20 protein-coding genes and 1 tRNA gene are annotated in these 24,449 nt (G+C 69.6%); 10 read left to right on the forward strand and 11 right to left on the reverse strand.

The genetic code is table 11. The features are described from left to right. Nucleotides 1-120: 120 nt before the first annotated feature. Together KBX21_RS11165 and KBX21_RS11170 are read right to left on the reverse strand one after the other, a co-directional pair. Nucleotides 121-420 carry a hypothetical protein gene (locus KBX21_RS11165; protein ID WP_210841851.1) on the reverse strand — a complete coding sequence of 100 codons (300 nt, stop codon included), beginning with the start codon at nt 418-420 and terminating at the stop codon, nt 121-123. A 44-nt stretch (nt 421-464) separates the two neighbouring features. Beyond that, complete coding sequence (locus KBX21_RS11170) at nt 465-1,226, reverse strand: L,D-transpeptidase family protein (RefSeq protein ID WP_049568057.1); 762 nt, start codon at nt 1,224-1,226, stop codon at nt 465-467. Nucleotides 1,227-1,431: 205 nt separating this feature from the next. Between KBX21_RS11170 and KBX21_RS11175 the strand changes: the two genes are divergently transcribed. The 3 genes from KBX21_RS11175 (at nt 1,432) to KBX21_RS11185 (ending at nt 5,149) form a co-directional block, all read left to right on the forward strand. After that, the gene (locus KBX21_RS11175) at nt 1,432-2,130 is read left to right on the forward strand and encodes a response regulator transcription factor (RefSeq protein WP_049568060.1); all 699 of its coding nucleotides are present in this window, start codon (nt 1,432-1,434) and stop codon (nt 2,128-2,130) included. Beyond that, nucleotides 2,120-4,231 carry an ATP-binding protein gene (locus KBX21_RS11180; protein WP_210841852.1) on the forward strand — a complete coding sequence of 704 codons (2,112 nt, stop codon included), beginning with the start codon at nt 2,120-2,122 and terminating at the stop codon, nt 4,229-4,231. Before KBX21_RS11175 ends, KBX21_RS11180 begins: the two co-directional genes overlap by 11 nt. A 243-nt stretch (nt 4,232-4,474) precedes the next feature. Next, entirely contained in the window at nt 4,475-5,149 is a 675-nt protein-coding gene (locus tag KBX21_RS11185; protein ID WP_210841853.1) for a YoaK family protein, read from the forward strand. 271 nt (nt 5,150-5,420) lie between these two features. Here KBX21_RS11185 and KBX21_RS11190 read toward each other — a convergent pair. The 9 genes from KBX21_RS11190 to dnaA all read right to left on the reverse strand — a co-directional run bounded on the left by KBX21_RS11190 (nt 5,421) and on the right by dnaA (nt 18,910). Next, a tRNA-Ile gene (locus tag KBX21_RS11190) sits at nt 5,421-5,494 on the reverse strand. Nucleotides 5,495-5,678: 184 nt separating this feature from the next. Further along, complete coding sequence (locus KBX21_RS11195) at nt 5,679-6,260, reverse strand: DUF3566 domain-containing protein (RefSeq protein WP_049568076.1); 582 nt, start codon at nt 6,258-6,260, stop codon at nt 5,679-5,681. Between the two features lie 101 nt (nt 6,261-6,361). Then, nucleotides 6,362-8,971: a DNA gyrase subunit A gene (gene gyrA / locus KBX21_RS11200; RefSeq protein ID WP_049568079.1), complete on the reverse strand. Its 2,610-nt coding sequence runs from the start codon at nt 8,969-8,971 to the stop codon at nt 6,362-6,364. A 53-nt stretch (nt 8,972-9,024) separates the two neighbouring features. After that, on the reverse strand, nt 9,025-10,962 hold the full coding sequence (gene gyrB, locus KBX21_RS11205) for a DNA topoisomerase (ATP-hydrolyzing) subunit B (RefSeq protein ID WP_082206293.1): 1,938 nt from the start codon (nt 10,960-10,962) through the stop codon (nt 9,025-9,027). 472 nt (nt 10,963-11,434) lie between these two features. Continuing rightward, nucleotides 11,435-11,914: a DUF721 domain-containing protein gene (locus KBX21_RS11210; RefSeq protein WP_017545697.1), complete on the reverse strand. Its 480-nt coding sequence runs from the start codon at nt 11,912-11,914 to the stop codon at nt 11,435-11,437. Between the two features lie 79 nt (nt 11,915-11,993). Then, nucleotides 11,994-13,124, reverse strand: a complete 1,131-nt coding sequence (gene recF / locus KBX21_RS11215; protein ID WP_049568087.1) for a DNA replication/repair protein RecF — start codon at nt 13,122-13,124, stop codon at nt 11,994-11,996. A gap of 115 nt (nt 13,125-13,239) precedes the next feature. After that, nucleotides 13,240-14,139, reverse strand: coding sequence for a phosphogluconate dehydrogenase (NAD(+)-dependent, decarboxylating) (gnd, locus tag KBX21_RS11220; protein ID WP_049568090.1), 900 nt, complete (start codon nt 14,137-14,139; stop codon nt 13,240-13,242). Between the two features lie 105 nt (nt 14,140-14,244). Next, a complete protein-coding gene (gene dnaN / locus KBX21_RS11225) occupies nt 14,245-15,384 on the reverse strand; it encodes a DNA polymerase III subunit beta (RefSeq protein ID WP_210841854.1) in 1,140 nt (379 codons plus the stop codon). 1,273 nt (nt 15,385-16,657) lie between these two features. Then, complete coding sequence (dnaA, locus tag KBX21_RS11230) at nt 16,658-18,910, reverse strand: chromosomal replication initiator protein DnaA (RefSeq protein WP_374225716.1); 2,253 nt, start codon at nt 18,908-18,910, stop codon at nt 16,658-16,660. A gap of 614 nt (nt 18,911-19,524) precedes the next feature. On the opposite strand from dnaA, the gene rpmH reads away from it, so the two are divergent. The 7 genes from rpmH to KBX21_RS11265 all read left to right on the forward strand — a co-directional run bounded on the left by rpmH (nt 19,525) and on the right by KBX21_RS11265 (nt 24,380). Beyond that, the gene (gene rpmH, locus KBX21_RS11235; RefSeq protein ID WP_014909187.1) at nt 19,525-19,668 is read left to right on the forward strand and encodes a 50S ribosomal protein L34; all 144 of its coding nucleotides are present in this window, start codon (nt 19,525-19,527) and stop codon (nt 19,666-19,668) included. A 124-nt stretch (nt 19,669-19,792) separates the two neighbouring features. Next, entirely contained in the window at nt 19,793-20,284 is a 492-nt protein-coding gene (gene rnpA, locus KBX21_RS11240) for a ribonuclease P protein component (RefSeq protein WP_210841856.1), read from the forward strand. Further along, nucleotides 20,281-20,595: a membrane protein insertion efficiency factor YidD gene (yidD, locus tag KBX21_RS11245; protein ID WP_017545702.1), complete on the forward strand. Its 315-nt coding sequence runs from the start codon at nt 20,281-20,283 to the stop codon at nt 20,593-20,595. The genes rnpA and yidD overlap by 4 nt, the downstream gene beginning before the upstream one ends. Nucleotides 20,596-20,623: 28 nt before the next feature. Next, a complete protein-coding gene (gene yidC, locus KBX21_RS11250) occupies nt 20,624-21,562 on the forward strand; it encodes a membrane protein insertase YidC (protein ID WP_049568100.1) in 939 nt (312 codons plus the stop codon). A gap of 143 nt (nt 21,563-21,705) precedes the next feature. After that, nucleotides 21,706-22,194 (forward strand): R3H domain-containing nucleic acid-binding protein, encoded by a 489-nt coding sequence (locus KBX21_RS11255; protein ID WP_210841928.1) that lies wholly within the window; start codon nt 21,706-21,708, stop codon nt 22,192-22,194. 417 nt (nt 22,195-22,611) lie between these two features. Beyond that, a complete protein-coding gene (gene rsmG / locus KBX21_RS11260; protein ID WP_049568105.1) occupies nt 22,612-23,343 on the forward strand; it encodes a 16S rRNA (guanine(527)-N(7))-methyltransferase RsmG in 732 nt (243 codons plus the stop codon). A gap of 209 nt (nt 23,344-23,552) precedes the next feature. Next, nucleotides 23,553-24,380, forward strand: coding sequence for a ParA family protein (locus KBX21_RS11265; RefSeq protein WP_199776472.1), 828 nt, complete (start codon nt 23,553-23,555; stop codon nt 24,378-24,380). Nucleotides 24,381-24,449: the final 69 nt, after the last annotated feature.

Genomic DNA, 24,449 nt, shown 5'->3' on the forward strand with positions numbered 1-24,449 from the left:
GCTCCCCCTTGGGGGAACGGGGCCTCCGCGTTGCCTCCGTGGTTCCCGGTGTCCGACGCCGGGAACCACGGAGGCCCCGCTCCCCCTTGGGGGAACGGGGCCTCCGCGTGCTGCGAGGGATCAGCCGGTGTAGTTGGGGTCCTGCTCGATCGGGGTGACCGGGCCGGCCTCGGCCACAGTGGGCTCCGACACCCTCTCCGGCTCGGCCGGAGCGGGAGCAGGCTCCTCGGGAGCGGGCGTGGGCTCCTCGGGAGCGGGCGTGGGCTCCTCGACGGAGGGGTCCTCCGGGGTGACCGGGGCCTCCGCCGGAGCTTCGGGGGCGGGGAGAGCCGGGGACTCGTCCGACGCGAACGCCGGGGCGGCGCCGAAGAAGGCGGCCGCCATCGCGGCGACGATGAGCACTCGGGACTTCACGCGCATGGTTGACCTCTTGTCGTGTGTTCGGGTGGCCGCTCGGTGAGCGGTCATTCGTTGATCTCGACCGGAGTGCCGATCGGCAGGCGTTCGGCCATCCAGGTGACGTCGTCGTTGGACACCCGGATGCAGCCGTGGCTGACCTCGCCGCCCAGGCCCGACTCGTCGTCGGTGCCGTGCAGCCCGAGCTGGCCGGGGCCGCCCGCGAAGCTCTCCAGGGTGTCGGAGTGCCCGCTGAGGCCGAAGGCGAAGGCCCCGTACTCGCCGTCGGGGTCCGAGGGCCGCAGCAACTCGGTGAAGTAGTACTCACCGGGCGGCGTCGGAGTGTCGCCCGTACCGATGCCGATCGGGCCGGTCAGAACCTCCTCCTCGCCCTCGGTGACGGTGAGGGAGAACTCCGACATGTCGACCACCACGCGGTACGCAGTGACGGTGATCTCGACGTCGTCGGCCTCGATCCAGCCCGTGGACCCGTTGGGCCGCACTGGCAGGAGCACCTTCAGCCAGTCACCCCGAACCTGCTGGACGAGGAAGGCCCGGTCCGCGCCGAAGTCGTTCGGGTTGGCGAGAGTGTGCACGACCTCGCCGCCGTCCGGCTCGGAGCGGACCTCGATCTCGTCGGCGAGGACCGTAGCGACGTACGCACCCTCGGGCTCCGCCGCCACCTCAGTCCCAGCCGACTCCACGGGGACCTCCTCCGAGGGCCCCGACGACGAGCAGGCGGTCACGACGGCCAGTACGGCGACGGCGGCCAGGACGGGAAGTCTCCCGACGGGTCCACCGGGTATCAGGGATCGGCGCATGGGGTCCATCCGGTCGAGGGAGTCCGGCGGATCTCTCCGCGCCGGACACCATGAAGACTGGCCGAGGAATGTGAAGAACCCGTGTGGCCGCCGTGTGCGTCCCATGTGGTGACCTGCGGCGTCCCCCGACACCCCCGTCGGCCCAGCTCTCGGCGGTCGTACGATCGTCGGTGCCGGGGGTCCCGTCCCCGGTCGGCGAACGGAGGCCCTTCACGTGTGCGCGCATGTCCTGGTGGCCGAGGACGACGTGAACCAGGCCGAACTCATCCGGCGCTACCTGGAGCACGAGGGCCATACCGTCCGTGTGGTCCACAACGGCCGGTCCGTGCTGGAGGAACACCACCGCGACCGCCCCGACCTGATCGTGATGGACGTGATGATGCCGGTGATGAGCGGGTTGGAGGCGTGCCGTGTCCTGCGGGCCGAGTCCGACGTGGCGGTGCTGCTGCTGACCGCCCGGTCCACCGAGGAGGACCTGCTCACCGGGCTGGACCTGGGAGCGGACGACTACGTCACCAAGCCCTACAGCCCGCGCGAGCTCATGGCGCGGGTACGCACGCTGCTGCGCCGCTCCCGCACCCCGGTCCGGGACGAGGAGCGGGTGCTGGAGGCGGGCCCCATCACCGTGGACCCGGCCCGGCACATGGTGCGGGTCGACGGGGAACCGGTGCAGTGCACCCCCGTGGAGTTCCAGTTGCTCCAGGCCCTGGCGGTCCGACCGGGCCGGGTGCTGAGCCGGGCCCAGCTGTTGGAGCTCATCCACGGGATCAGCGGCTACATCACCAAACGCACCATCGACGTCCATGTGAAGAACCTGCGTCGCAAGATCGAGCCCGCCCCCCGGAAACCGGTCCGGCTGGTCACCGTCTACGGCGTGGGCTACAAGCTCGCGGTGCCCGAACGTGTCCGCTGACCGGCCGCGCGGGGGAGCACGATGGGCCTCCCTGCGACACGGCCTCCTGTTCCGTCTGCTGGCGGGTTCGGTCCTGGTGGCGGTCTGCTCGATCACGGCGACGGCCTGGCTGTCGGTGCAGCGGACCTCGGAGTCCATCACCACCCAGCAAGGGGAGACCCTGACGGTGGACACTCACATCCACGACACCCTCCTCGGATACGCGGCCACACACCAGGACTGGACGGGAGTGTCGGGGGCCGTCCGGGACCTGGCCGAGGAGACCGGGCGGCGGATCGTCCTCACCACCGAGGGTCGGGCGGTCGTCACCGACTCCGCCGCCCCGGCCAAGGGAGCGGGGGACCCCCCTCCGCTGCCCTCCCGGGCGTCGTCGGTGGTGGACCCTCTGGCGGTGGACGTCACCCTGGTCGCCGGGAACGGTGACCGCATCGATCCGCGCGCGGTGGGCCCCTTCGCCCTCACGGAGGAGGAACGCGGGTCACTGCGCACCCAGGCCGAACAGGGGGCGTCCTGTCTGGAGGAGATCCACGCAATCCCCGCCGAGGTGGTGACCGGGCCGACCGGGCGCCCCGCGGTCGAGTCGGAACGCGGGGACGCCCACATCTGGGCCGACTGCGGCCTCGACACGCTCGATCAGCCGGTCGGCGGCGAGGAAGGGGCGCTGGCCGACCTCAACGCGCGCGCCTCCGACTGCGGCGACCCCGAAGCGAAACTCACCTACGCGATGGACGGCCGCACCGGGGGCCTCGTGATCACGGGGAGCCCGCCCGTGCCGGCGCCGGTCCCGGACGACGCCCGCCCACCGGCCGCGCCCGAGGAGCCTGTCGCTCCCGATCCGGAGGACCCCCCGGAGGCCGCCGATCCGGGAGAGGAGGTCCCCGTCCCCGGACCGGCGCACCCGAACGAGGAGGAGCCCGCCGTTCCCTCGCACGCACCGGGTCCAGTCGAACCGGACACGGGACCGGTAGAGGAGGCTCCGGAGGCCTGGACGTCCCCTGGCGAGGAGGACCCGGGCCCCGTCGGCGCCGAGAGCCTGACGTGGTCGAGGGTCGAACTGGGCCCGGAGGCCGCCGCCTGCCTGGACGCCGCCCGACGCGCCCAGCTCGACCCCCACGTGGCTCCCGCCGCGCTGCTGTTCATCGACGACCCCGCCGAGGGACCCGAGGCGGGGCTGTCACTGTCCCGCGAGGGCGCCCTGCGCCTGGGTGGCGTGGTGTTGCTGATCCTGGTGTTGACCGTGGTGGTGAGCACCACCCTGGCGACCCGGCTGCTACGCCCCGTGCGGGCGCTCACTGACGCCGTGAACCACATGAGGGAGGGTGGTGGGCCCACCGCCCGGGTGGAGGTCCGCGACGCCGGGGAGATCGGCCGCCTCGCGGAGGCGTTCAACGAGATGTCCGAGCACCTGGAGCGGGCCGAGGACCAGCGCAAGGCGATGGTGAGCGACGTGTCGCACGAGCTGCGGACGCCGCTGAGCAACCTGCGCGGCTGGCTGGAGGCGGTCCAGGACGGAGTGGTCGATCCCGACCCGGACCGCATGGAGATGCTGCTCGGAGAGACCCTGCTGCTCCAGGCGGTCATCGACGACCTCCAGGACCTCGCCCTGGCCGACTCCGGGCGGCTGCGCCTGGCCCCGGAACCGGTGGAGGTCGGTCCGCTCGTCGGCCGGGTGGTCGCGGGCCACGAGCTGCGCGCGGAGGAGGCCGGGGTGCGCCTGGTCGACCAGTCGCGCGACGTGACCCTCGTCGCCGACCGCACCCGGATGCTCCAGGTGCTGGGGAACCTGGTCGGCAACGCGCTACGGCACACCCCGGAGGGCGGGACCGTCACCGTGCAGGCGTACCGGGCGGGCCCGGACGCGGTGATCCGGGTGGTCGACACCGGGGTCGGCATCGCCGAGGAGGACCTGCCGCACGTCTTCGACCGGTTCTGGCGGGCGGACCGGTCCCGCAACCGGCGTACCGGAGGCAGTGGCCTCGGGCTGGCCATCGTGCGCGGACTCGTGGAGTTGCACGGTGGTTCGGTGACGGCGGACAGCACGGTCGGGGAGGGGACGGCCTTCAGCCTCAGGATGCCCCTCGCTGGTCCCTCCGCCGGGTAGGCGCAAGTCGACATGGCGACTCGGAGGGGTGTCGACAAAGAGCCGAGTCGATCCGGCGACACACGAGGGCGGAGCCGGTACGGCGCCCTGGCTTCCAGGGGGACTAGGGTCGCGTCGGCACCGCGAAACCGCCCCGCAGGGCACGGCGACGCGGCGGTGACGCTCCCACCCCCCGGCGACCACGGGTCGCCCCGTGAGCACCCACGCCTTCCAACGAACGTTCGACTGACGAAACGCGGGCTGATGACGGATCGGGACGCTCCCTACCTGGTGGGCCTGTTCGCGCTGACCGTGGCCACCGGAATCGTGGACGCGGTCAGCTACCTCGCACTGGACTACGTCTTCACCGGCAACATGACCGGGAACGTGCTCTTCGTGGGGTTCGGGATCGGCGGATCCGACAGCGTTCCCCTGCTGAGCAACGCGACCGCCCTCGCCGGGTTCCTCGCCGGCGCCATCGCCGCCGGACGCCTCGTGCGCGGCCGGACGCACGAGACGCGACTACCGACCGCCCACCTGCTGCTGCTCACCGGTACCTCGGTCGCGGTCGTGGGGATCGGCCTCGCCTGGCTCCTGCTGGGCGGTCTCACGGGCGGATGGCTCCTGGGCCTGACCGCGTTCCTCGCGGCGGCGATGGGCATACAGGCGGTCGCCGCCCGGGGCGCGGCGATCCCCGACGTCAACACGGTGGTCATCACGAGCACGCTGGTGAACTTCGCCCTGGACAGTCCGCTGGCCGGTGGCACGGGGGAGAAGTGGGTGCGCCGCGCCGGTGCGGTGGTCTCCATGGGAGCCGGGGGCGCGATCGGCGCGATCCTCGTGAACTCCTGGTCCGGTGCGGGAGCGCTGCTCGTCGGTGGCGTGTGCATGGGCGCTGGCACCCTCGCGCTGGCCGCAGCGCGGCGCCAACGCCACTGAGAGCCCTGCGGGTCGTTCCCCTGGCCGCCGGGGGGCGGCGGTTTGGGGAGAAGGCCAGGGGCTACGCGAGTGACGAGCGGACGGCGGCGGGCGCGCAGCAGAGAAGGCTGCCGCTCGGGGTCCCGTGGCCCGAACCGGGCAACGCCGCACCGCCGTCCGTTTCCTCACCTCCGAGGAAGCCCGCATGGTCACCGGCACCGGTTTCGCGGCCGCAGGGGAGATCCCGCACGGGCATGAAAAAAGACCCCCCGAAGGGAGTCTTTTCGCTGGGTGGGCGTACCAGGACTTGAACCTGGGGCCTCATCCTTATCAGGGATGCGCTCTAACCGACTGAGCTATACGCCCGCGTTCCGTGTGGAACTCTACCGCATCCCGAGGGGCGGAGCGAACCGGAAACCTCGGGTGGAGAGGAGGTGCGCGGCCCTGCCGCGTCCCTCTTCACCTTCGATTTTAGCGGGTTTCGGGAGTGCTCTGGACGGGCCGGGACCGGCCCCTCGGAGAGGGACCGGGCCCGGGTCGAGACGGAGGGCTACTCGGCCTCGGAGAGCGTGACGTCGACGCCACCGACCAGGTCGGAGACCAGGTTGTAGAGCATCGCGCCCACCGTGGAGAGGGCCGTGATCAGCACGACGTTCAGCGCGCCGATCACACCCGTGTAGCCGAGCACGCGGCCCGGGGAGAACCAGGCGGCCGGGTTGAGACCCAGCTCGTCCTCTCCGCCGTCACCCTCCAGGAGGGCGTTGATCATGTTGGTCAGTTCGTCGAACACACCCAGCATCGACAGGGTCGCGTAGATCACCGCGACCGCGACGAACAGGATGATGAAACAGACGAGGGAGACCACGAAGGCGAACTTCATGACCGACCACGGCTCCACGCGGGAGACGGTCAGGTGGGCCTTGCGGCTCGCCAGGGTCGCCTTGACCGCGCTCGGGCCCGCGGGAGTGGACTCCTCCTCGGGCTCGGCACGCGACTCGGTTGCCTCCGGCTCCGGGGTCACGGCCTCCGAGGAGTCCTCAGCGGTCGCTCCCGCCGTCTCCACGTCCGCGTCACCGGCGGTGGCAGCCGCGTCGGACTCGTTGCTGGTGGTGTTCCGCTGGTTCTCAGACATAGAAACGTTACCGCTGGACTTTCGTTGAGACGAGTCGATCCATGTGTCCCGCGGGGCCGCCGAAACGCACCCCACGGGACGTACTGGGCTTAACGCGCAGTCTAGGCCTCGGGGTTGCCTTCACCCGCGACCCGCTCGCCCGTGTCGGCGTTGGCGGCCTCGACGGCGTCGGCGACCTCCTCGGCCTCGGCCTCCTCAGCGGCCTCGGCGTTCGCGGCGACGGCCACGATCTTGTTGCCCTTGTCCAGGTTCATCAGCCGGACACCCATGGTGGTGCGCCCGGAGCGCTTCACCTCGGCGGCGCCGGTGCGGATGACCCCGCCGGCGGAGGTGATCGCGAAGATCTCGTCCACCTCCGGGTCCACCATGAGGGCACCGACCAGCTTGCCCCTGGCCTCCACGACCTTGGCGGTCAGCACGCCCTTGCCGCCGCGGTTCTGCACCGGGTACTGCTCCGAGGGGGTCCGCTTGGCGTAGCCGTTCTCGGTGGTGACCAGCACGTCGGTGGAGCCGTCGTCGGGGCGGATGACGTCCATGGAGAGCAGGTAGTCGCCCTCCAGGAACCGCATGCCGATCACACCGCTGGTGGCGCGGCCCATGGGCCGCAGCGACTCGTCGGAGGCCGGGAAGCGGATCGCCTGGGCGTCGCTGGAGATCAGCAGCAGGTCGTCGTCGGGGAAGACCAGGCGCGCCGCGATCAGCTCGTCCTCCTCGCGGAGGTTGATCGCGATGATGCCCGCCGCGCGCGCGGAGTCGAAGTCCTCCAGGCGCGACTTCTTCACCAGGCCCTCGCGGGTGGCCAGCACCAGGTACGGCGCCGCCTCGTAGTCGCGCAGCGCCATGATCTGCGCGATCTCCTCACCCGGCTGGAAGGGCAGCAGGTTGGCGACGTGCTGGCCACGGGCGTCACGAGCGGCCTCCGGCAGCTCGTAGGCCTTAGTCCGGTACACCCGGCCCTGGTTCGTGAAGCACAGGATCCAGTGGTGGGTGGTGGTGACGAAGAAGTGCTGGACGATGTCGTCCTGCTTGAGCTGGGCACCCCGCACGCCCTTACCGCCGCGCTTCTGCGCACGGTAGTTGTCGATGCGGGTGCGCTTGGCGTACCCACCGCGGGAGATCGTGACGACCACGTCCTCCTCGGCGATGAAGTCCTCCATGCGCATGTCACCCTCGAACGGGATGATGTGCGTGCGCCGCTCGTCGCCGTACTTGTCGACGATCTCGCCCAGCTCATCGCGGATGATGGTCCGCTGGCGGGGGTCCGAGGAGAGGATGTCGTTGTAGTCGGTGATGAGCGCCATCAGCTCGTCGTACTCGGCGGTCAGAGCGTTGCGCTCCAGCGCGGCGAGCTTGCGCAGCTGCATGTCGAGGATGGCGCGCGCCTGGATGTCGTCGATCTCCAGCAGGCCCATCAGGCCGGTGCGCGCGTCGTCGGCCGAGGCGCTACCCCGGATGAGGGCGATGACCTCGTCGATCCGGTCCATCGCCCGGAGCAGGGCACGCAGGATGTGCGCCCGCTCCTCGGCCTTGCGCAGCAGGTACTTCGTCCGGCGGACGATGACCTCGACCTGGTGCTTGACCCAGTGGCGGATCATCTGGTCCAGGCGCAGGGTGCGCGGCACCCCGTCGACCAGGGCCAGCATGTTCGCGCCGAAGGTCTCCTGGAGCTGGGTGTGCTTGTACAGGTTGTTCAGCACGACCTTGGCGACGGCGTCGCGCTTGAGCACGATGACCAGGCGCTGACCGGTGCGGCCGCTGCTCTCGTCGCGCACGTCGGCGATGCCGGTGATCTTGCCGTCCTTGACGAGGTCGGCGATCTTCAGCGCGAGGTTGTCCGGGTTGACCTGGTAGGGCAGCTCGGTGATGACCAGGGTCTGGCGGCCCCGGCCGTCCTCCTCGACCTCGACCACGGCGCGCATGGTGATGGAGCCGCGCCCGGTCCGGTAGGCCTCCTCGATCCCGCGCTTGCCCACGATGAGTCCGCGCGTGGGGAAGTCGGGGCCCTTGACGCGGGCGATGAGCTGGTCGAGCAGCTCCTCGTCCTCGACCTCGGGGTTGTCGAGGTACCAGTTGACGCCGTCGGCGACCTCGCGCAGGTTGTGCGGCGGGATGTTGGTTGCCATGCCGACCGCGATCCCCGAGGAGCCGTTGACCAGCAGGTTCGGGAAGCGGGCGGGCAGCACGACGGGCTCGGAGGAGCGGCCGTCGTAGTTGGGCCGGAAGTCGACGGTCTCCTTGTCGATGTCCCGGAGCATCTCCATGGCCAGCGGCGCGAGCTTGCACTCGGTGTAGCGCATGGCGGCGGCCGGGTCGTTGCCCGGCGAGCCGAAGTTGCCGTTCGGGTCGACCAGCGGCATCCGCATCGACCACCACTGGGCCAGGCGGACCAGGGTGTCGTAGATGGCGCTGTCACCGTGCGGGTGGTAGTTACCCATCACGTCACCGACGACGCGGGCGCACTTGAAGTAACCGCGGTCGGGGCGGTACCCGCCGTCGTACATCGCGTACAGCACGCGCTGGTGGACCGGCTTGAGGCCGTCACGGACGTCGGGGAGGGCCCGGCCGACGATGACCGACATCGCGTAGTCGAGGTAGCTGCGCTGCATCTCGACCTGGATGTCGACGGGTTCGATCCGGTCGGTCACGCGCGACAGGGACTCGACACTGGAGTCCCCGCCCTCAGGGGCGTCGGGGTTGTTCGCATCCGTCACGGATGTCGATCCCTTCTACGAAGCTTGCTGGAGCACGGGTGGGAGCGGGGGACCTAGATGTCCAGGAAGCGGACGTCCCTGGCGTTGCGCTGGATGAAGGCGCGCCGCGACTCGACGTCCTCACCCATGAGCACGCTGAACATCTCGTCGGCCTGGGCCGCGTCCTCCAGGTTGACCTGGTCGAGAACACGGCGGTCCGGGTCCATCGTGGTGTCCCACAGCTCGTTGGCGTTCATCTCGCCCAGACCCTTGAAGCGCTGCACCATGTCGCGCGGGCGCGGGTCCCTCTTGCCATCGGCGATCCCGGCCTCGATGACCCGGTCGCGCTCGGCGTCGGAGAAGGCGTAGCTGGCGTCGCTGCCCTTCTGGTCCCACTTGATCTTGTAGAGCGGCGGGCGGGCCAGGTAGACGTTCCCGGCCTCGACCAGCGGCTTCATGAAGCGGAACAGCAGGGTGAGCAGCAGCGTCCTGATGTGCTGGCCGTCGACGTCGGCGTCGGCCATCAGGATGATCTTGTGGTACCGCAGCTTCTCGGCGTCGAACTCCTCGTGGATTCCGGTGCCCAGGGCGGTGATGATCGCCTGGACCTCGTTGTTCTTGAGGATGCGGTCGATCCGCGACTTCTCGACGTTCAGGATCTTGCCGCGGATAGGCAGGATGGCCTGGTTGTGCGGGTTGCGACCACCCTTGGCGGAGCCACCGGCCGAGTCACCCTCGACGATGTAGACCTCGCACTCCTCCGGCTTGGTGGACTGGCAGTCCGACAGCTTGCCCGGGAGGGAGGTGGTCTCGAGGAGGGTCTTGCGGCGGGTCAGGTCGCGGGCCTGGCGGGCGGCCACGCGGGCGCGGGCGGCCTGGCTGGCCTTGGACACGATGTCCTTGGCCTCGCCGGGGTTGCGCTCGAACCAGTCGCGCAGGTGCTCGTTGGTGACCTTCTGGACGAAGGACTTGGCCTCGGTGTTGCCGAGCTTCGTCTTGGTCTGGCCCTCGAACTGCGGGTCCGCGAGCTTGACCGAGATGATCGCGGTCAGGCCCTCACGGATGTCGTCACCGGTGAGGTTGTCCTCCTTCTCGCGCAACAGCTTCTGGTCCCGGGCGTACCGGTTGACCAGCGTGGTGAGCGCGGAACGGAAACCCTCCTCGTGCGTGCCGCCCTCCGCCGTGTTGATGGTGTTGGCGAAGGTGTGCACGGACGAGGTGTAGGACTGGTTCCACTGCATGGCGATCTCGACCGCGATGCCCTCGCCGTCCTCCTCGAAGGAGATGATCGACGCGTGCGCCGGCTCCTTCTTGGCATTGATGTGCCGGACGTAGTCCGACAGACCCTCCTCGTAGTGGAAGGTGTTGACCACGGGACCTTCGTCCGTGTGGTCGGGCCGCTCGTCGCGGATGGTGATGGACAGCCCCTTGTTGAGGAAGGCCATCTCCTGCATCCGGCGGGCGAGCGTCTCGAACGAGAACGTGGTGGTCTCGAAGATGTCCGCGTCGGCCCAGAAGGTGATCTGGGTACCGGTGTCGTCGGTCGCCTCGCCCTTGACGAGGTCGCCCGTGGGGGCGGTCATCTCGTAGTGCTGGCGCCAGACGTGACCCTGCTGGCGGATCTCCACGTCCAGTGCCGTGGAGAGCGCGTTGACGACGGAGATGCCGACACCGTGCAGACCGCCGGAGACCGCGTAGGACTTTCCGTCGAACTTGCCACCCGCGTGCAGCGTGGTGAGGACGACCTCCACGGCCGGACGCTTCTCCACCGGGTGGATGCCGACCGGGATGCCGCGGCCGTTGTCGGCCACCCTGATCCCGCCGTCGGCGAGCAGCGTCACCTCGATGGCGTCGGCATAGCCCGCCAGGGCCTCGTCGACAGAGTTGTCGACCACCTCGTAGACCAGGTGATGCAGACCCCGCTCGCCGGTGGAGCCGATGTACATACCCGGGCGCTTGCGTACTGCCTCGAGCCCTTCGAGAACCGTGATTGATCCTGCGTCGTAGGCCAAGTGGGAACACCCTCCTGCTGGGGACGCCTGTCGGCAGCGGTCGAGCGGACGACGGTCAACCCACGACAGGGTGATCGGAGGGCCGACTTGCCGCGACACCTGGGGGATCACCGTTCGCCGCACGGGCCGTCCGCCCACCCTCTACATGGGAGCGTGATACCGGCTACAGGCGTCTGAAGAACCGTCTCCATGATACCCCGCCCGGTGCGACAAAGTGGCATTGGCGGCCCTGTGCCGCTCCAGAACGAACGTTCGGGGCGGGAGCCGAGTCCCTACACGCGGGAGACCCCTTGCGCAAGTCCCGGCGCGGTTGAGTGGCCTTCGCAAGGCCTCCGCGCCTGCCCGGTACGACGCCACTGGAGGGAAGGGGTCTCGCACCCGGGGAGCGCGCGTCGGAGCGGACGTCGGTGTACCGCGCGGGACTCCCAGGTCACAGACGTGCCGAGGGCAACAGGGGGCAATCCGGACGGTGTCACCGTCGACGAAAACCCGGCCCCTTGACCTTGATCGCGATGACCGTGCCGTCGCCGAGTTCCTCGTTCAGGCGGCGCATCAGGTCCCGAACCATCGCTCGCGCGTGGGCCGCCATCGTCGGTGAATCGGCGACGACAACGAGTTCGCCTTCCGAATAACTCTCCGGCCGCAGGTGTTCGGCATTGAAATCACCAACGATGTCCGCCCAGCGGCCGAACACGCCGCCGATGGCGACCTGTTCCTGCCAGCCGTGTTCGATCAGCCAGGTGCGCACCGCGTCGCCGAACAACTGCGGCTCGTTTCGTGACCGCAACCGGCCACGCCTGCGGTTCCGGTTCATGCCCCGGGGGACGGCGCCGCGCTCGCGGGCCTCCGCGCGAGCCCGGGCCAGAGCCTGGCGCGCCAGGTCGGCGCCGGAGGCCGGGGGAGTGTCAGGGACCGGGGGGGCCTGCGGCGCGGTCGGCGAACCGTTGTCCACAGGGTGTGGACGAACCGCGCCGGACGGAGCCCCGGCGACGTCACGGCCGGAGGCGGGATCCACAGGCTGTGGAGAACCCTCACGCACTCTCGACCACCCCCTCACGCACGCCGAACCGCGCACCGTCCAGCTCCACCGGGATGTCCTCGGCGACCGCCGCCGTCACCAGTACCTGCTCTGTGTCGCGCACCCGCTCGGTCAGCCTGCGGCGGCGCTCGGAGTCCAGTTCGGCGAAGACGTCGTCCAGGATGAGGACCGGGTCGTCACCGTCGGCCCGCAGCAGCTCGAACGCGGCCAGCTTGAGCGACAGGGCGTACGACCACGACTCACCCTGGCTGGCGTACCCCTTGGCGGGCAGGTCACCGAGCTGGAGGTGCAGGTCGTCGCGGTGCGGGCCGACCAGGCTGACGCCCCGCTGGAGCTCCCGGTCACGCGTTCGCTCCATGGCCTCGCGCAGGAGGTCCACGAGCTGTGGGCGATCGTGCGGGAGTTCCCCGCCCTCCTCGATCCAGGAGCTCCGGTAGGTGGGCACGGCCGGGCCACCGGAGTCGGTCAGCCCCGCGTACGAGTGCGCGATCAGCGGACGCAGCTCCTCCACCAGCGCCAGTCGCGCCGCCAGAAGCTCCGCCCCGGTCTCGGCCAGGTGGGAGTCCCAGACCTCCAGCGTGCTCAGGTCCGGGGTGGCCCGCTGACGCAGCCGCGCCGAGGCCGACTTCAGCAGGGCGTTGCGCTGCTTGAGCACCCGCTCGTAGTCCGAGCGCACCCCCGCCATCCGGGGAGCGCGCGCCACCAGGAGGTCGTCGAGGAACCGGCGCCGCTCCCCGGGGTCGCCCTTGACCAGGGCCAGGTCCTCGGGGGCGAAGAGCACCGTCCGCAGGATGCCCAGCACGTCGCGGGGGCGCCCGGCAGCCCCACGGTTGACCCTGGCGCGGTTGGCGCGGCCCGGGTTGATCTCCAGGTCGACCAGCATGTCCCGGCCGTCACGGACGACCTTGGCGCTGACGATGGCGCGCGGAGCACCCTGGCGGACCAGGGGGGTGTCCGAGGAGACCCGGTGGCTGCCGAGGGTGGCGACGTACCCGATCGCCTCGACGAGGTTGGTCTTGCCCTGACCGTTGGACCCGACGAACACGCTCACGCCGGGTTCGAGTCGCAACTGGGCCGTCTCGTAGGAGCGGAAATCGGCCAGTTGCAGGTGGGCGACGTACATCCGGCCTTCCTCCTGGAACGGGGGAGCGGGAAGCGGTGGGGAGGGATCGAGTGGAAACGCCACCCGGGGTCGGTCCGGTGTCCCGGACCGACCCCGGGTGGCGGAGCGGGCGCGGTCAGCCCTGCTCGGAGTCCTTGGGCCCGGCCTTGGTGACGGCGTGCCCGCCGAACTGGTTGCGCAGGGCGGCCACGACCTTCATGGCCTCGCTGTCGTCCTGACGGGACGCGAACCGCGCGAAGAGGGACGCGGTGATCGCCGGGGCGGGGACCGCGAGGTCCACGGCGGCCTGGACCGTCCAGCGGCCCTCGCCGGAGTCCTGCACGTACCCGCGCAGCTCGGACAGGTCCGGGTCCTCCTCCAGGGCGCGGCCCAGCAGGTCCAACAGCCAGGAGCGCACGACGGTGCCCTCACGCCAGCTCTCGAAGGTACCCGGGACGTCCTTGACGATCCCGGAGGCGACCATCAACTCGTAGCCCTCGGCGAAGGACTGCATCATGCCGTACTCGATGCCGTTGTGGACCATCTTCACGAAGTGGCCCGCGCCGACCGCACCGGCGTGCACGAAGCCGCCGCCGTCGTCGGGGGTCAGGGAGTCGAAGACGGGGCGCAGGCGCTCCACGTCCTCGGCTCGGCCGCCGACCATGATCCCGTAGCCGTTCTGGCGGCCCCACACACCGCCGCTGACACCCGCGTCGACGTAGCCGACACCCCGGGCCGCCAGCGCCTCGGCGCGTGGCGCGTCGTCGACGTAGTGGGTGTTGCCGCCCTCGACGACGATGTCGCCCTCGGAGAGGAGGTCGCCGAGCTCGGAGACGATCGTGGCCGTCGGGTCGCCGGACGGGACCATCACCCACACCACGCGGGGGGCTTCGAGGCGGCCGACGAGCTCCGACAGGGTCTCGACGTCGCGCTCACCGGGGGAGACGTCGTAGCCGACGACCTCGTGCCCCTTCTCACGCAGGCGGGCGGCCATGTTGCCGCCCATCTTGCCGAGACCGATCATTCCGAGTTGCATGTGTGGACTCCCCTAGGGCACCTGCGGACATGTGGAAGCCGACCGGCCCGTGGCGCTGTGCACGGGCCGGGCGGCGGACGCTCGTCGGTGGAACGGGCGTTCCGGTCAGCCGGAGAGGCGGACCGGCATGATCAGGTAGCGGTACTCGGGGGAAGCACCCTCCTCAGCGGGCTTCCCGGTGAGGATCGCGGGCTTGGTCGAGGTGGTGAAGTGCAGGCGGGCCACGTCGGTGCCGATGGCGCCCAGCCCGTCCAGCAGGAACCCGGAGTTGAAGGCGATCTGGATGTCCTCGCCGTCCAGGTCCGCCTCCAGGGTCTCCACGGCCTGCGCGTCCTCGCCGGTGCCCGCCTCCAGGACCAGCGCGCCCTGGGAGAAGGCCAGGCGCAGCGGGGTGTTGCGCTCGGCGACCAGCGAGACGCGCTTGACGGCCTCGACGAACTCGGAGCGGCTGACCTCGGCCACGGTGTTGAAGGTGTCCGGCAGCAGCGCGCGGTACTTGGGGAACTCGCCGTCGAGCAGGCGCGTGGTGGTCCGGCGGCCGCCGCCCTCGAAGCCCATCATGCCCTCGCCGGACTCGCTGCCCGCCAGGGCGATGGCGACCTCGGCTCCGGAGGTGAGCGACTTGGCGGTGTCGTGGAGGGTCTTGGCCGGGACCAGCGCGACGGCGGACAGGTCCGGGTTCTCCGGCTTCCAGCTGAGCTCGCGGACGGCGAGGCGGTAGCGGTCGGTGGAGGCGAGGGTGATGGTCTCGCCCTCGATCTCGACGCGGATGCCGGTGAGCATCGGGAGCGTGTCGTCACGGCCGGCCGCAACGGCGACCTGGCTGACGGCGGCGGCGAACGCGTCGCTGCCGATGGTCCCGCTCACGCCGGGCATCTCCGGGAGGGACGGGTAGTCCTCGACCGGCATGGTGTTCAGGGTGAACTTGGCGCTTCCGCAGCTCACGACGACCTTCGGGCCGTCCGTGGAGATCTCCACAGTCTGTGGAGGAAGGTTGCGGGTGATCTCGGCGAGGAGACGGCCGGAGACCAGGGTCTGCCCCGGCTCCTCGATCTCGACGTCCACCGAGACCTGCGCCGAGACCTCGTAGTCGAAGCCGGACAGGCGGACGCGCTGGCGGTCGTCGACCTCACCGGCGTCCAGCAGGATTCCGGCGAGGACCGGTACAGAGGGGCGCGTCGGCAGTGTGCGCGCTGTCCAGGCGACAGCGTCGGCCAGTACGTCGCGTTCGACCCGGAACTTCACTTTCCGACTCTCTTTCCGCCCGACCGGGGACCGGTCGCAGCCTCAACGTTGCAGCTCGTGGGTGTCTCGTGGGTCCGCCGGGGGGTTGTTTCCCCAGGGTGTGGACGGCGTCCGCAGCGAGGGCGGACCGTGCCGCCGGAGCGGTCTCGGACTCCGTAGGGGTCACCGCTCAGACCGGGCGGCGGAGGACAGGGGCGAGACCACACGTTACCCGGATTCACCCGCTGCCGCTGCCAGCTCCGGACTGACCCGCCGTCACCTCGATCTCAGGCGTTTGTCCACAGATTTTCCGCGAAGCTGTTTTGACGCCACATCTTGGTTACTGAAGGTGCGTAGTAGTAGTAGGGCCTGTGGATAATGTGGATAACCCTTGTTCTCGCAGGTCAGACCGCGAATTTTTGTCCACAGGCCCTGTGGATGACCCTGTGCGTAACTCGGGCCTCCTGTGGACAAGTCGAGGGCCCCACAGCTTGTCCACAGACCGTCCACAGGTTCGTCCACAGCTTTTCCCCAAGTTGTCCACAGTGCCCTGTGGTTCGGTGGTCCGACCATCGGCGACGGTGTCCACAGGGCGACCCTGGGTTACCCACAGGCTCGAAGCTGTTGTCCACAGGTTATCCACAGGGTTGTCCACAGAATTCGACCCTTCCCTGTGGATAACTTCGCCGAGAAATCCCAAAACTTTTTTTCGGAGCCCGACGCAGACCGCGCGAACCTGGACAAAGACTCTGTGCACAGGGTTTTCCACAGGCCCTTGTCGAACCACCTGCCCGGAACTCCGTCGCGGCCCAGGCCAGGCCCCCCGCGAACTCCGTTGTGGCCAGGGCAACAGACCCCGGATGCCGTGGAAACCAGGGGAAACGGTGCGTGTCCGGCACGGACGGTGCGGCTCGGCGACGAGACGGACTTACCTCTCCCCGGGGTGCCAACACCCACACAAGCCTGTGGATAACTCGGTGTGGGCGGTTCCGGGGGAGCCTCGGCGACTGTGGACAAGTGCGGAACCGTCGCACGGAGGGGCGAGAGAGGTGAGGGGACCCGGTGACGGGTCCGAAGCAGGGGACAAGGAGAGAAGTCGACACGTCGACGAGTGGACTCGGTGACACGTCGACTGGGAGACACACGGACACGGGCGTGCGAGCGGGGGACTCGTCGGCGGCGGAGCCCCGTGAGGCGGAGACGGGCCCTCCCGGGGCCCCTCGGACACGACGGAGGGGGCGGCCGCCGTGCTGGCGGGGCCGCCCCCTCCTGTCGTCGTACGTGTCCGGGCCGGTCAGGTCAGCGAGGGCTGGTCCTTGATCCGGCTGGTCAGCTCGTGCACCTGGTTGTAGATGGAGCGGCGCTCCGCCATGAGCGCCCGGACCTTGCGGTCGGCGTGCATGACGGTGGTGTGGTCGCGGCCGAACTGCTGGCCGATCTTGGGCAGGGAGAGGTCGGTCAGCTCCCGGCACAGGTACATGGCGATCTGCCGGGCCGTCACCAGCACCCTGGAACGGGAGGTACCGCACAGGTCCTCCAGGCTCAGCCCGAAGTAGGCCGCGGTCTGGGACATGATCGCGCTGGCCGTGACCTCGGGGACCTCGGCGTTGGGGACCAGGTCCCGCAGAACCTGGCCGGTCAGGTCCAGGTCCACCGACTGCCGGTTGAGGCTGGCGAAGGCGGTCACGCGGATGAGCGCGCCCTCCAGCTCCCGGATGTTGGTGGAGATCTTGCTGGCGATGAACTCCAGGACCTCGGGCGGCGCGGCCAGACCCTCCTGAGCGGCCTTCTTGCGAAGGATGGCGATCCGGGTCTCCAGCTCGGGCGGCTGGACGTCCGTCAGGAGACCCCACTCGAACCGGCTACGCATCCGGTCCTCCAGCGTGGTCAGCTGCTTGGGCGGCCGGTCGCTGGAGATGACGATCTGCTTGTCGGAGTTGTGGAGCGTGTTGAAGGTGTGGAAGAACTCCTCCTGCGTCTGCTCCTTGTTCTCCAGGAACTGGATGTCGTCCACCAGGAGCACGTCGATGTCCCGGTAGCGGCGCCGGAACCCGTCCGCCTTGCCGTCCCGGATCGAGTTGATGAACTCGTTGGTGAACTCCTCCGAGCTCACGTACCGCACCCGGGATCCCTCGTACAGCCGGTGCGTGTAGTGGCCGATGGCGTGCAGCAGGTGGGTCTTGCCCAGCCCGGAGCCGCCGTGGATGAACAGCGGGTTGTACGCCTTCGCGGGAGCCTCCGCGGCCGCGACCGAGGCCGCGTGCGCGAACCGGTTGCTGGACCCGATGACGAACGTGTCGAAGGTGTACTTCGGGTTCAGCCGTGCGTGCTCACCGGGAGGGATCTCCTGCGACCGGCCCGGGGGAGAGGCCGGGGCCGCGGGCGCCGTCGAGGGAGCGGGCGCCTCCGGCTCGGTCTCCTGGACCGGCGCGGGTTCCGCTGCCCGCTCCCCGGGGGCCGGGACGGACTCGGGCTCGCCCGGGGGCCGCTCGTTGGCGTGCGCGGGCCCAGGCGCGGACCTCGGCGCGGGGCGGGGCTCCCGCGCGGCCGGGCTCTCCCAGCGGTTGGGCTCGTCCCAGGAGGCGTCGGCCCAGCTCTGCTGCTGCCACAGCGGCTGCTGGGCGGGCTGCTCCCAGCCGGACGCGGTGCCATGGAACGCCCCCTGCTGCCCCGTGTGGGACTGCGCAGGGGGGGCGGGCAGCGGCTGCTGGGGCGCGGAGGTCTCCGTGGCGTGCGGAACCGGTGCGGAGGGAGCGGAGTGCGGCCCCTGGGCGGGCCGCTGCGAGGCGGGGGAGCCCTGGTCACCGGTGTACGCGTGGCCGTGCTGGCGGGGCGCCTGGCCGCGTTCGTCGGGCCGGGGGCCCTGGACGGAGGGCGCGGGGCCGAGCAGGTCGGCCTGGGCCTCCTGTGCGCGCGCGTGCCCGGGGTGGGCCCCCAGCGCCTCTGAGGGATGCGGGGGCTCGGACCGCTGGTGGGCCTCGTGGGGGTGCGGTGCGGCCGGCCGGGCGTGCTGCCCCCGGGGCTCGTGGACGGAGGGCTGCTCGGCGCGGCCGGGGAACGGGGGCTGCTCCGGCGGGGCGGAGAGCGACGTGTGCCCGCCCGTGTCCCTGCTCACACCGTAGGGAGAGGGGGTCGGGGGCGGCGTGGGAACGGCGGTGGGGTCCACGGTCACCGCGACCCGGATCTCCCGTCCCAGGTGGGCGGAGAGGGCCTTGCTGATCGCCGGGTAGAGGCGTGTCTCCAGGACCTTCTTGGTGAACTCGTTGGGCGCCGCGATCAGCGCCGTGTCCTCGATCAGACCCAGCGGGCGGGTCTGCGGCAGCCAGGCACGCTGGTGTGCGGGGAGCGAGTCGTGGTCGATCCCGTCCAGCACGCTCGACCAGACCATTGCGAGGTTGACCTGTGCTTCAGCCAAGGTGACCTGCCATGGTTGCTGTCCCTTCGGTGCGGATCTGTTCGGTGCGGGTTGGAGGCGGTGAGGGGACGGGGGGCTTCGGGTCGGCGTGTTTCCGGGAAGCGGGCACCACGAGGGTCCCGTGCCTCCCATTGTCCTCCCCCGAGGGAGGTGCCGGGCCGGGGTTCCGGTTCGAGGGCGGTCTTTCCGGTCGTTCGCTGCCTGTGGACAACGGGAGCGGCCGTTGGCGGTCAGGTGTTCGACTACCTCTGGGTATCCACAGCTTCAGGAGGTTGTCCACACCTTGTCCACAGGTTTATCCACAGGATGACAGTCGCCTGTGGGTTTCGGGAAGTTATCCACAATCCCCAGTTCAAAAGGTGTGTACAGCGGTTTTCCACAACTTCTTCGGGGCTGTGGACGGCGCCGGGGGAGAGTTATCCACAGGTTGAGGTTATCCACAGACCCCGGTCCCTGTGGAAGTCTCACACGCTGTGGACAACCGGTTGTCCACAGGGAGGCGGGTAGACTGTGGCCGGTGGCGTCCGCCACGGGCCGGAGCCCGACCACGACGTCGCTCGCGGGACGGTCAGCAGGGCTGATTTGACCACGACCCGACCAGGTCGTATGTTCTATATGCTTATGCCGACGATCCTGCCTGCGCTCGTGTACGCCACGGAGTCGCGGCCTCGTCGCACGCACTGTAAGGCCCCGCATATCCTGGGGGTCTGTCGTAGTACTTTCCTGACACGCCCCTGGAGCCAGTAGTGAGCAAGCGTACGTTTCAGCCGAACAACCGGCGTCGCGCGAAGGTCCACGGTTTCCGGCTGCGCATGCGTACGCGCGCCGGTCGCGCCATCATCGCCTCGCGACGTCGTAAGGGACGCGCCGCGCTGACCGTGAGCCACTAGGCCACGTCAAGCCTCAAGTCTTCACTGGGACCGGTCCGGCCTTCTCGCCGGTCGGTCCCTTTGTCGTGGGGCACGGAACCGGTAGCCGGGGGCCGTGCCGCACCCCTCTCCCGGAGGAACCCCGATGTTGTCGCCGGAGAACCGGATGCGCCACAGCGCCGAGTTCGGGACGGTCATGCGTTCCGGTCGGCGCTCCTCGCGTGACGCCCTGGGCGTCATCTACCTCGCCCCCCGGAAACCGTCCGGCGACCCCGACCAGACCGACGCAGCGGCACCGCCGCGCGTCGGTTTCGTCGTGAGCAAGGCCGTCGGGGGAGCCGTCGTCCGCAAGCGCGTACAGCGGCGTCTGCGCCACCTGATGCGCTCACGGTTGGCTGTTCTGCCAAACGGTAGCCTGCTGGTAGTGCGGGCCAAGCCCTCGGCCGCGACCCTGCGGCAGGAGGACCTGGCGGTACAACTCGACAGCGCGATCGCCGCGGCGCAGCGTCCCGGTGGGGCCGACAAGCGCCGACGCGGCCGCGGGGGTCAACGCCCCGAACCGGTCGGGTCGGCGAAGAGTGAAGCAGACGGTGACCGTCGCCCTGAACAGGGCGCAGAACGGTGGGCGAAGCAATGACCGAGCACAGACCGACGTCGTTCGCGCGGTTGTTGATCCTGCCCATCCGTGGCTATCAGCGCTTCATCAGCCCGCTCTTCCCCCCGGTCTGTCGTTTCTACCCCTCGTGCAGTGCGTACGGCGTCGAGGCGCTGCGCGTCCACGGGGGACTTCGCGGGTTGTGGTTGACGGTCAGGCGTATCGCCCGCTGCCACCCCTTCAACCCGGGGGGTCTTGATCCGGTTCCGCCGCCCAAGGGGCGCCGGAACGAGGAGTCCGAGGAGTCTACGGGCGGAACCGGGCACACCGGCACCGCTTCCGGGGACCAGTAGCTGAACCGAATCACCGAGGAGTTGGCCGGTGCTGGACTGGCTTTACAACATCATCGGCCACGTGTTGGTCTGGATCCACTCGGGTCTGACCATCGTTGGCCTGAACCCCGACAGCGGGTGGGCGTGGGGCCTGTCCATCGTGCTGCTGACCTGCCTGATGCGTCTGCTGATGGTGCCGCTGTTCGTCAAGCAGATGAACACGCAGCGCAAGATGCAGGAAGTGCAGCCGAAGATCATGAAGCTTCGGGAGCGCTACAAGCACGACAAGGAGCGGCTCCAGCGGGAGTCGATGAAGCTCTACCAGGAGAGCGGCACCAACCCGATCATGGGCTGCCTCCCGCTGCTTCTCCAGATGCCGGTCTTCTTCGCCCTGTTCAGCGTGCTGCGCAGCGTCGCTGAGGGCAAGGTGCAGTTCGGCTTCACCCAGGAACTCGCCGACAGCGCCCGTGAGGCGCTGATCTTCCACGCCCCGATCGCCGCCCAGTTCAACACCCCGCCGGACGAGCTGCGGGCCCTGGGCGCGACCGACCCCATCATGGCCAAGGTCGTCATCGCCATCGCGTGTGTGGTCATGGGCGTCACGACCTTCCTCACCATGCGTCAGAGCATCAAGCGCAGCATCGCGCAGCAGCCTGACAACCCGATGATGCAGACCCAGAAGATCATGATGTACATGGCGCCCGCCTTCGGGCTCTTCGGCCTCATGATGCCGATCGGTGTCCTCGTCTACTGGGTCACCTCCAACGTGTGGACGATGGTGCAGCAGCACTTCCTGTACCGGAACCAGCCCGCGCCCGGCACGGAGGCCGAGACCGCCAAGGGCTCCTCCGCCAAGGGTTCGGCCAAGGGCATGCTCGGCCGCAAGAAGGCTCCGGAAACCGCTCCGGAGCCGCAGGAACAGCCTAAGATCGAACGCAAACAGCCGAAGAAGCAGGCGCGTTCCAAGCGCGGCGGCGGGCCCAAGTAGGGTCTCCCGGCTTCGTGTCGGCGTCCACGACTTTCGAGTGCGCAGGCGAGAATGCCCCTGAGGCGTACGGCGGCCAGGGACTGACGGATTGAGGAGACGGGATCGCTGTGGGAAGTAGCGAGGAAGAGAGCGGTGGCGTGGCGGTGGCTGACGCACCTGAGGGCGGAATCGACGTCGAGGCCCTGGAGAACGAGGGTGACATCGCCGCGGACTACATCGAGGGTCTGCTCGACATCGCCGACTTCGACGGCGACATCGACATGGACGTCGAGGGCGACCGCGCGATGGTCTCCGTCGTCGGGGCGACCCTGGACGAGCTGATCGGTCAGGAGGGCGAGGTCCTGGAGGCGCTCCAGGAGCTGACCCGCCTGGCGGTGCACCGGGCCACCGGTGAGCGCAGCCGCCTGATGCTGGACATCGGTGGTTACCGTGACGGTCGCCGCAAGGTGCTCTTCCAGATCGGCGCCGAGGCCGCCACGAAGGTCAAGGAGGCCGGTGAGGTCCACCCGCTGGAGCCGATGACCCCGTTCGAGCGCAAGGTGGTGCACGACGCGGTCGCCGCGGCCGGGCTGCGCAGCGAGTCCGAGGGCGAGGAGCCCAACCGCTACGTGGTGGTCCACCCCGCCGACTAGTCGACAAACGGACAGACCGGGGGCGGTGTTTCACGTGAAACACCGCCCCTTCGTCATGCCCACGGGAGTGGGACGACCCCGGTGGTGGGTCCGGGGCGTCCCGGAGGTCCGATGGGAGAGTCGGACGCAAGGGGTGTTTCACGTGAAACACGGGTGCGGCCCCCGCGTAGGATCGTCTCCGGGGACCTTCCCACCACGAGTCGTCCCACCTTCGGGACCTCCGGGGTGGCTCCGCGAGTGGAGTCGCGAACCGCACGATCCGTGTGGGGGAGGGGACCACCCCCGTGCGCGCGGTCGGCCGCGATCCGCCGCGCGCTTCCCGCGTCGTTCGGTCCCTGTCCCCTTGTGGACAGGTCGACATGACGACCCAACGGTTCATGGAAGTGACGATGGACGAGTTCCGACAGGTGGTGACCGATGACCTCGGGCACTGAGGAGCCCGGCGCTACGCTCCCCGCCCCGCCCCCGCAGGCCGTGACGGTCTTCGGCGACACCCTGCCCGTGGCGACCCGCTACGCCGAGCTTCTCGCCGACGACGGGGTGCGTCGCGGGCTGATCGGCCCGCGCGAGGTGCCCCGCCTCTGGGAGCGGCACCTCATCAACTGCGCCGTCGTCGAGGAGCTGATCCCCGAGGGCGCCGAGGTGGTGGACATCGGTTCCGGTGCCGGGCTGCCCGGTCTGGTGCTGGGTCTGCTGCGCCCGGACATCAGGATGATCCTCCTCGAGCCCCTGCTGCGGAGGACGGTCTTCCTCGATGAGGCGGTCAGGACCCTGGGACTGACCAACGTGGAGGTGCGCCGAGGGCGAGCCGAGGAGGCGCACGGCGATCTGTACACCGACTTCGTCACCGCTCGCGCGGTGGCCCCGCTGGCCCGACTGGCCGGTTGGTCACTTCCCCTGCTGCGCAAGGACGGAAGCCTGTTGGCCCTCAAGGGGGAGCAGGCGGAGGCCGAGCTGGCGGAGGCGAAGGAAGACGTTTCGAAACTGCGCCCTGGTGTGAGCGATGTGATCAGGGTGGGTCGGGGTAAAGTCGATCCCGCTACCACGGTCGTTCGCGTCACGGTGACATCCGACGGTGGTCCGCTCGCGTCGGGAGGCTCCCAGAAGAAGGCGCGGAACGGCAAGAAGAAGCGCGGACGGAAGAGGTGAACTCATTCGTGCCCCAGAACCCAGCCGACGACGCCGGTGTTTCACGTGAAACACCGGCGGGCGCCTATGGAGACCTGCTCGATGTTTCACGTGAAACATCGATGGACTCCACGGTGGGCCAGCCCCCTGTTTCACGTGAAACATGGAGTGGCGAGGCGGCCCCCGACAGCGTCCCCGACACACCTCTCGCCCGAGCGGCCCGTGCCGCGATGACGGGCCGTGGACACGAGGACCCCTGGCCTCGCCCCCGGTCCTGCCGGATCATCAGCGTCGCCAACCAGAAGGGCGGGGTCGGCAAGACCACCACGACGGTGAACATCGCCGCCGCCCTCGCCATGAACGGTCAGCGCGTCCTCGTGGTCGACCTCGACCCCCAGGGGAACGCGTCCACCGCTCTCGGTATGGAACGCGACAACCAGACCCGGTCCATCTACCACTGCCTCGTCGAGGACGAGGAGATCCGCAAGCTGGCCCAGCCGGTTCCGGACATCCCCAACCTGTGGTGCGCCCCGGCCACCATCGACCTCGCGGGCGCGGAGATCGAACTGGTCTCCCTCGTGGCGCGGGAGGCCCGGCTCAAGCGGGCCTTCGCGGCCTATGACACCTCGGACCTCGACTACATCCTCATCGACTGCCCGCCCTCGCTCGGCCTGCTGACGGTCAACGCGATGGTGGCGTGCGACGAGGTCATGATCCCGATCCAGTGCGAGTACTACGCGCTGGAGGGGCTCGGCCAACTGCTGCGCAACGTGGATCTGGTCAAGTCGCATCTGAACACGGGACTGTCCGTCAGCACGATCCTGCTGACGATGTACGACGGTCGGACCCGGCTCGCCCAGCAGGTTGCCGACGAGGTGCGCTCGCACTTCGGAGAGCTCGTCCTGAAGTCGTTGGTGCCGAGGAGCGTCCGAGTCTCCGAGGCGCCCAGCTATGGGCAGTCCGTCATGACCTACGACCCCGGGTCGACCGGGGCCGTGGCCTACCTGGAGGCGGCCCGAGAGATCGCCTTCCGGGCCGAGGCGCTCAACCCCGGCTGACGGCGGCGGTTGTTTCACGTGAAACACCCCGTCCGGTCGGCGCGGTCGACCGGACGGGCGGAAACTCAC

The sequence above is a fragment of the Nocardiopsis sp. B62 genome, from assembly GCF_018070675.1.
Taxonomy (GTDB): domain Bacteria; phylum Actinomycetota; class Actinomycetes; order Streptosporangiales; family Streptosporangiaceae; genus Nocardiopsis; species Nocardiopsis prasina.

Bases quoted from the DNA above. Each gene is read 5' to 3' on its own strand.
- rsmG (WP_049568105.1), top strand. From the start codon at position 22,612: ATGACCTCGGGCACTGAGGAGCCCGGCGCTACGCTCCCCGCCCCGCCC.
- dnaA (WP_374225716.1), bottom strand. From the start codon at position 18,910: ATGGGAGGCACGGGACCCTCGTGGTGCCCGCTTCCCGGAAACACGCCG.
- recF (WP_049568087.1), bottom strand. From the start codon at position 13,124: ATGTACGTCGCCCACCTGCAACTGGCCGATTTCCGCTCCTACGAGACG.
- KBX21_RS11185 (WP_210841853.1), top strand. From the start codon at position 4,475: ATGACGGATCGGGACGCTCCCTACCTGGTGGGCCTGTTCGCGCTGACC.
- KBX21_RS11165 (WP_210841851.1), bottom strand. From the start codon at position 420: ATGCGCGTGAAGTCCCGAGTGCTCATCGTCGCCGCGATGGCGGCCGCC.
- KBX21_RS11170 (WP_049568057.1), bottom strand. From the start codon at position 1,226: ATGGACCCCATGCGCCGATCCCTGATACCCGGTGGACCCGTCGGGAGA.
- yidD (WP_017545702.1), top strand. From the start codon at position 20,281: ATGACCGAGCACAGACCGACGTCGTTCGCGCGGTTGTTGATCCTGCCC.
- KBX21_RS11265 (WP_199776472.1), top strand. From the start codon at position 23,553: ATGACGGGCCGTGGACACGAGGACCCCTGGCCTCGCCCCCGGTCCTGC.
- rnpA (WP_210841856.1), top strand. From the start codon at position 19,793: ATGTTGTCGCCGGAGAACCGGATGCGCCACAGCGCCGAGTTCGGGACG.
- gnd (WP_049568090.1), bottom strand. From the start codon at position 14,139: ATGCAACTCGGAATGATCGGTCTCGGCAAGATGGGCGGCAACATGGCC.
- KBX21_RS11195 (WP_049568076.1), bottom strand. From the start codon at position 6,260: ATGTCTGAGAACCAGCGGAACACCACCAGCAACGAGTCCGACGCGGCT.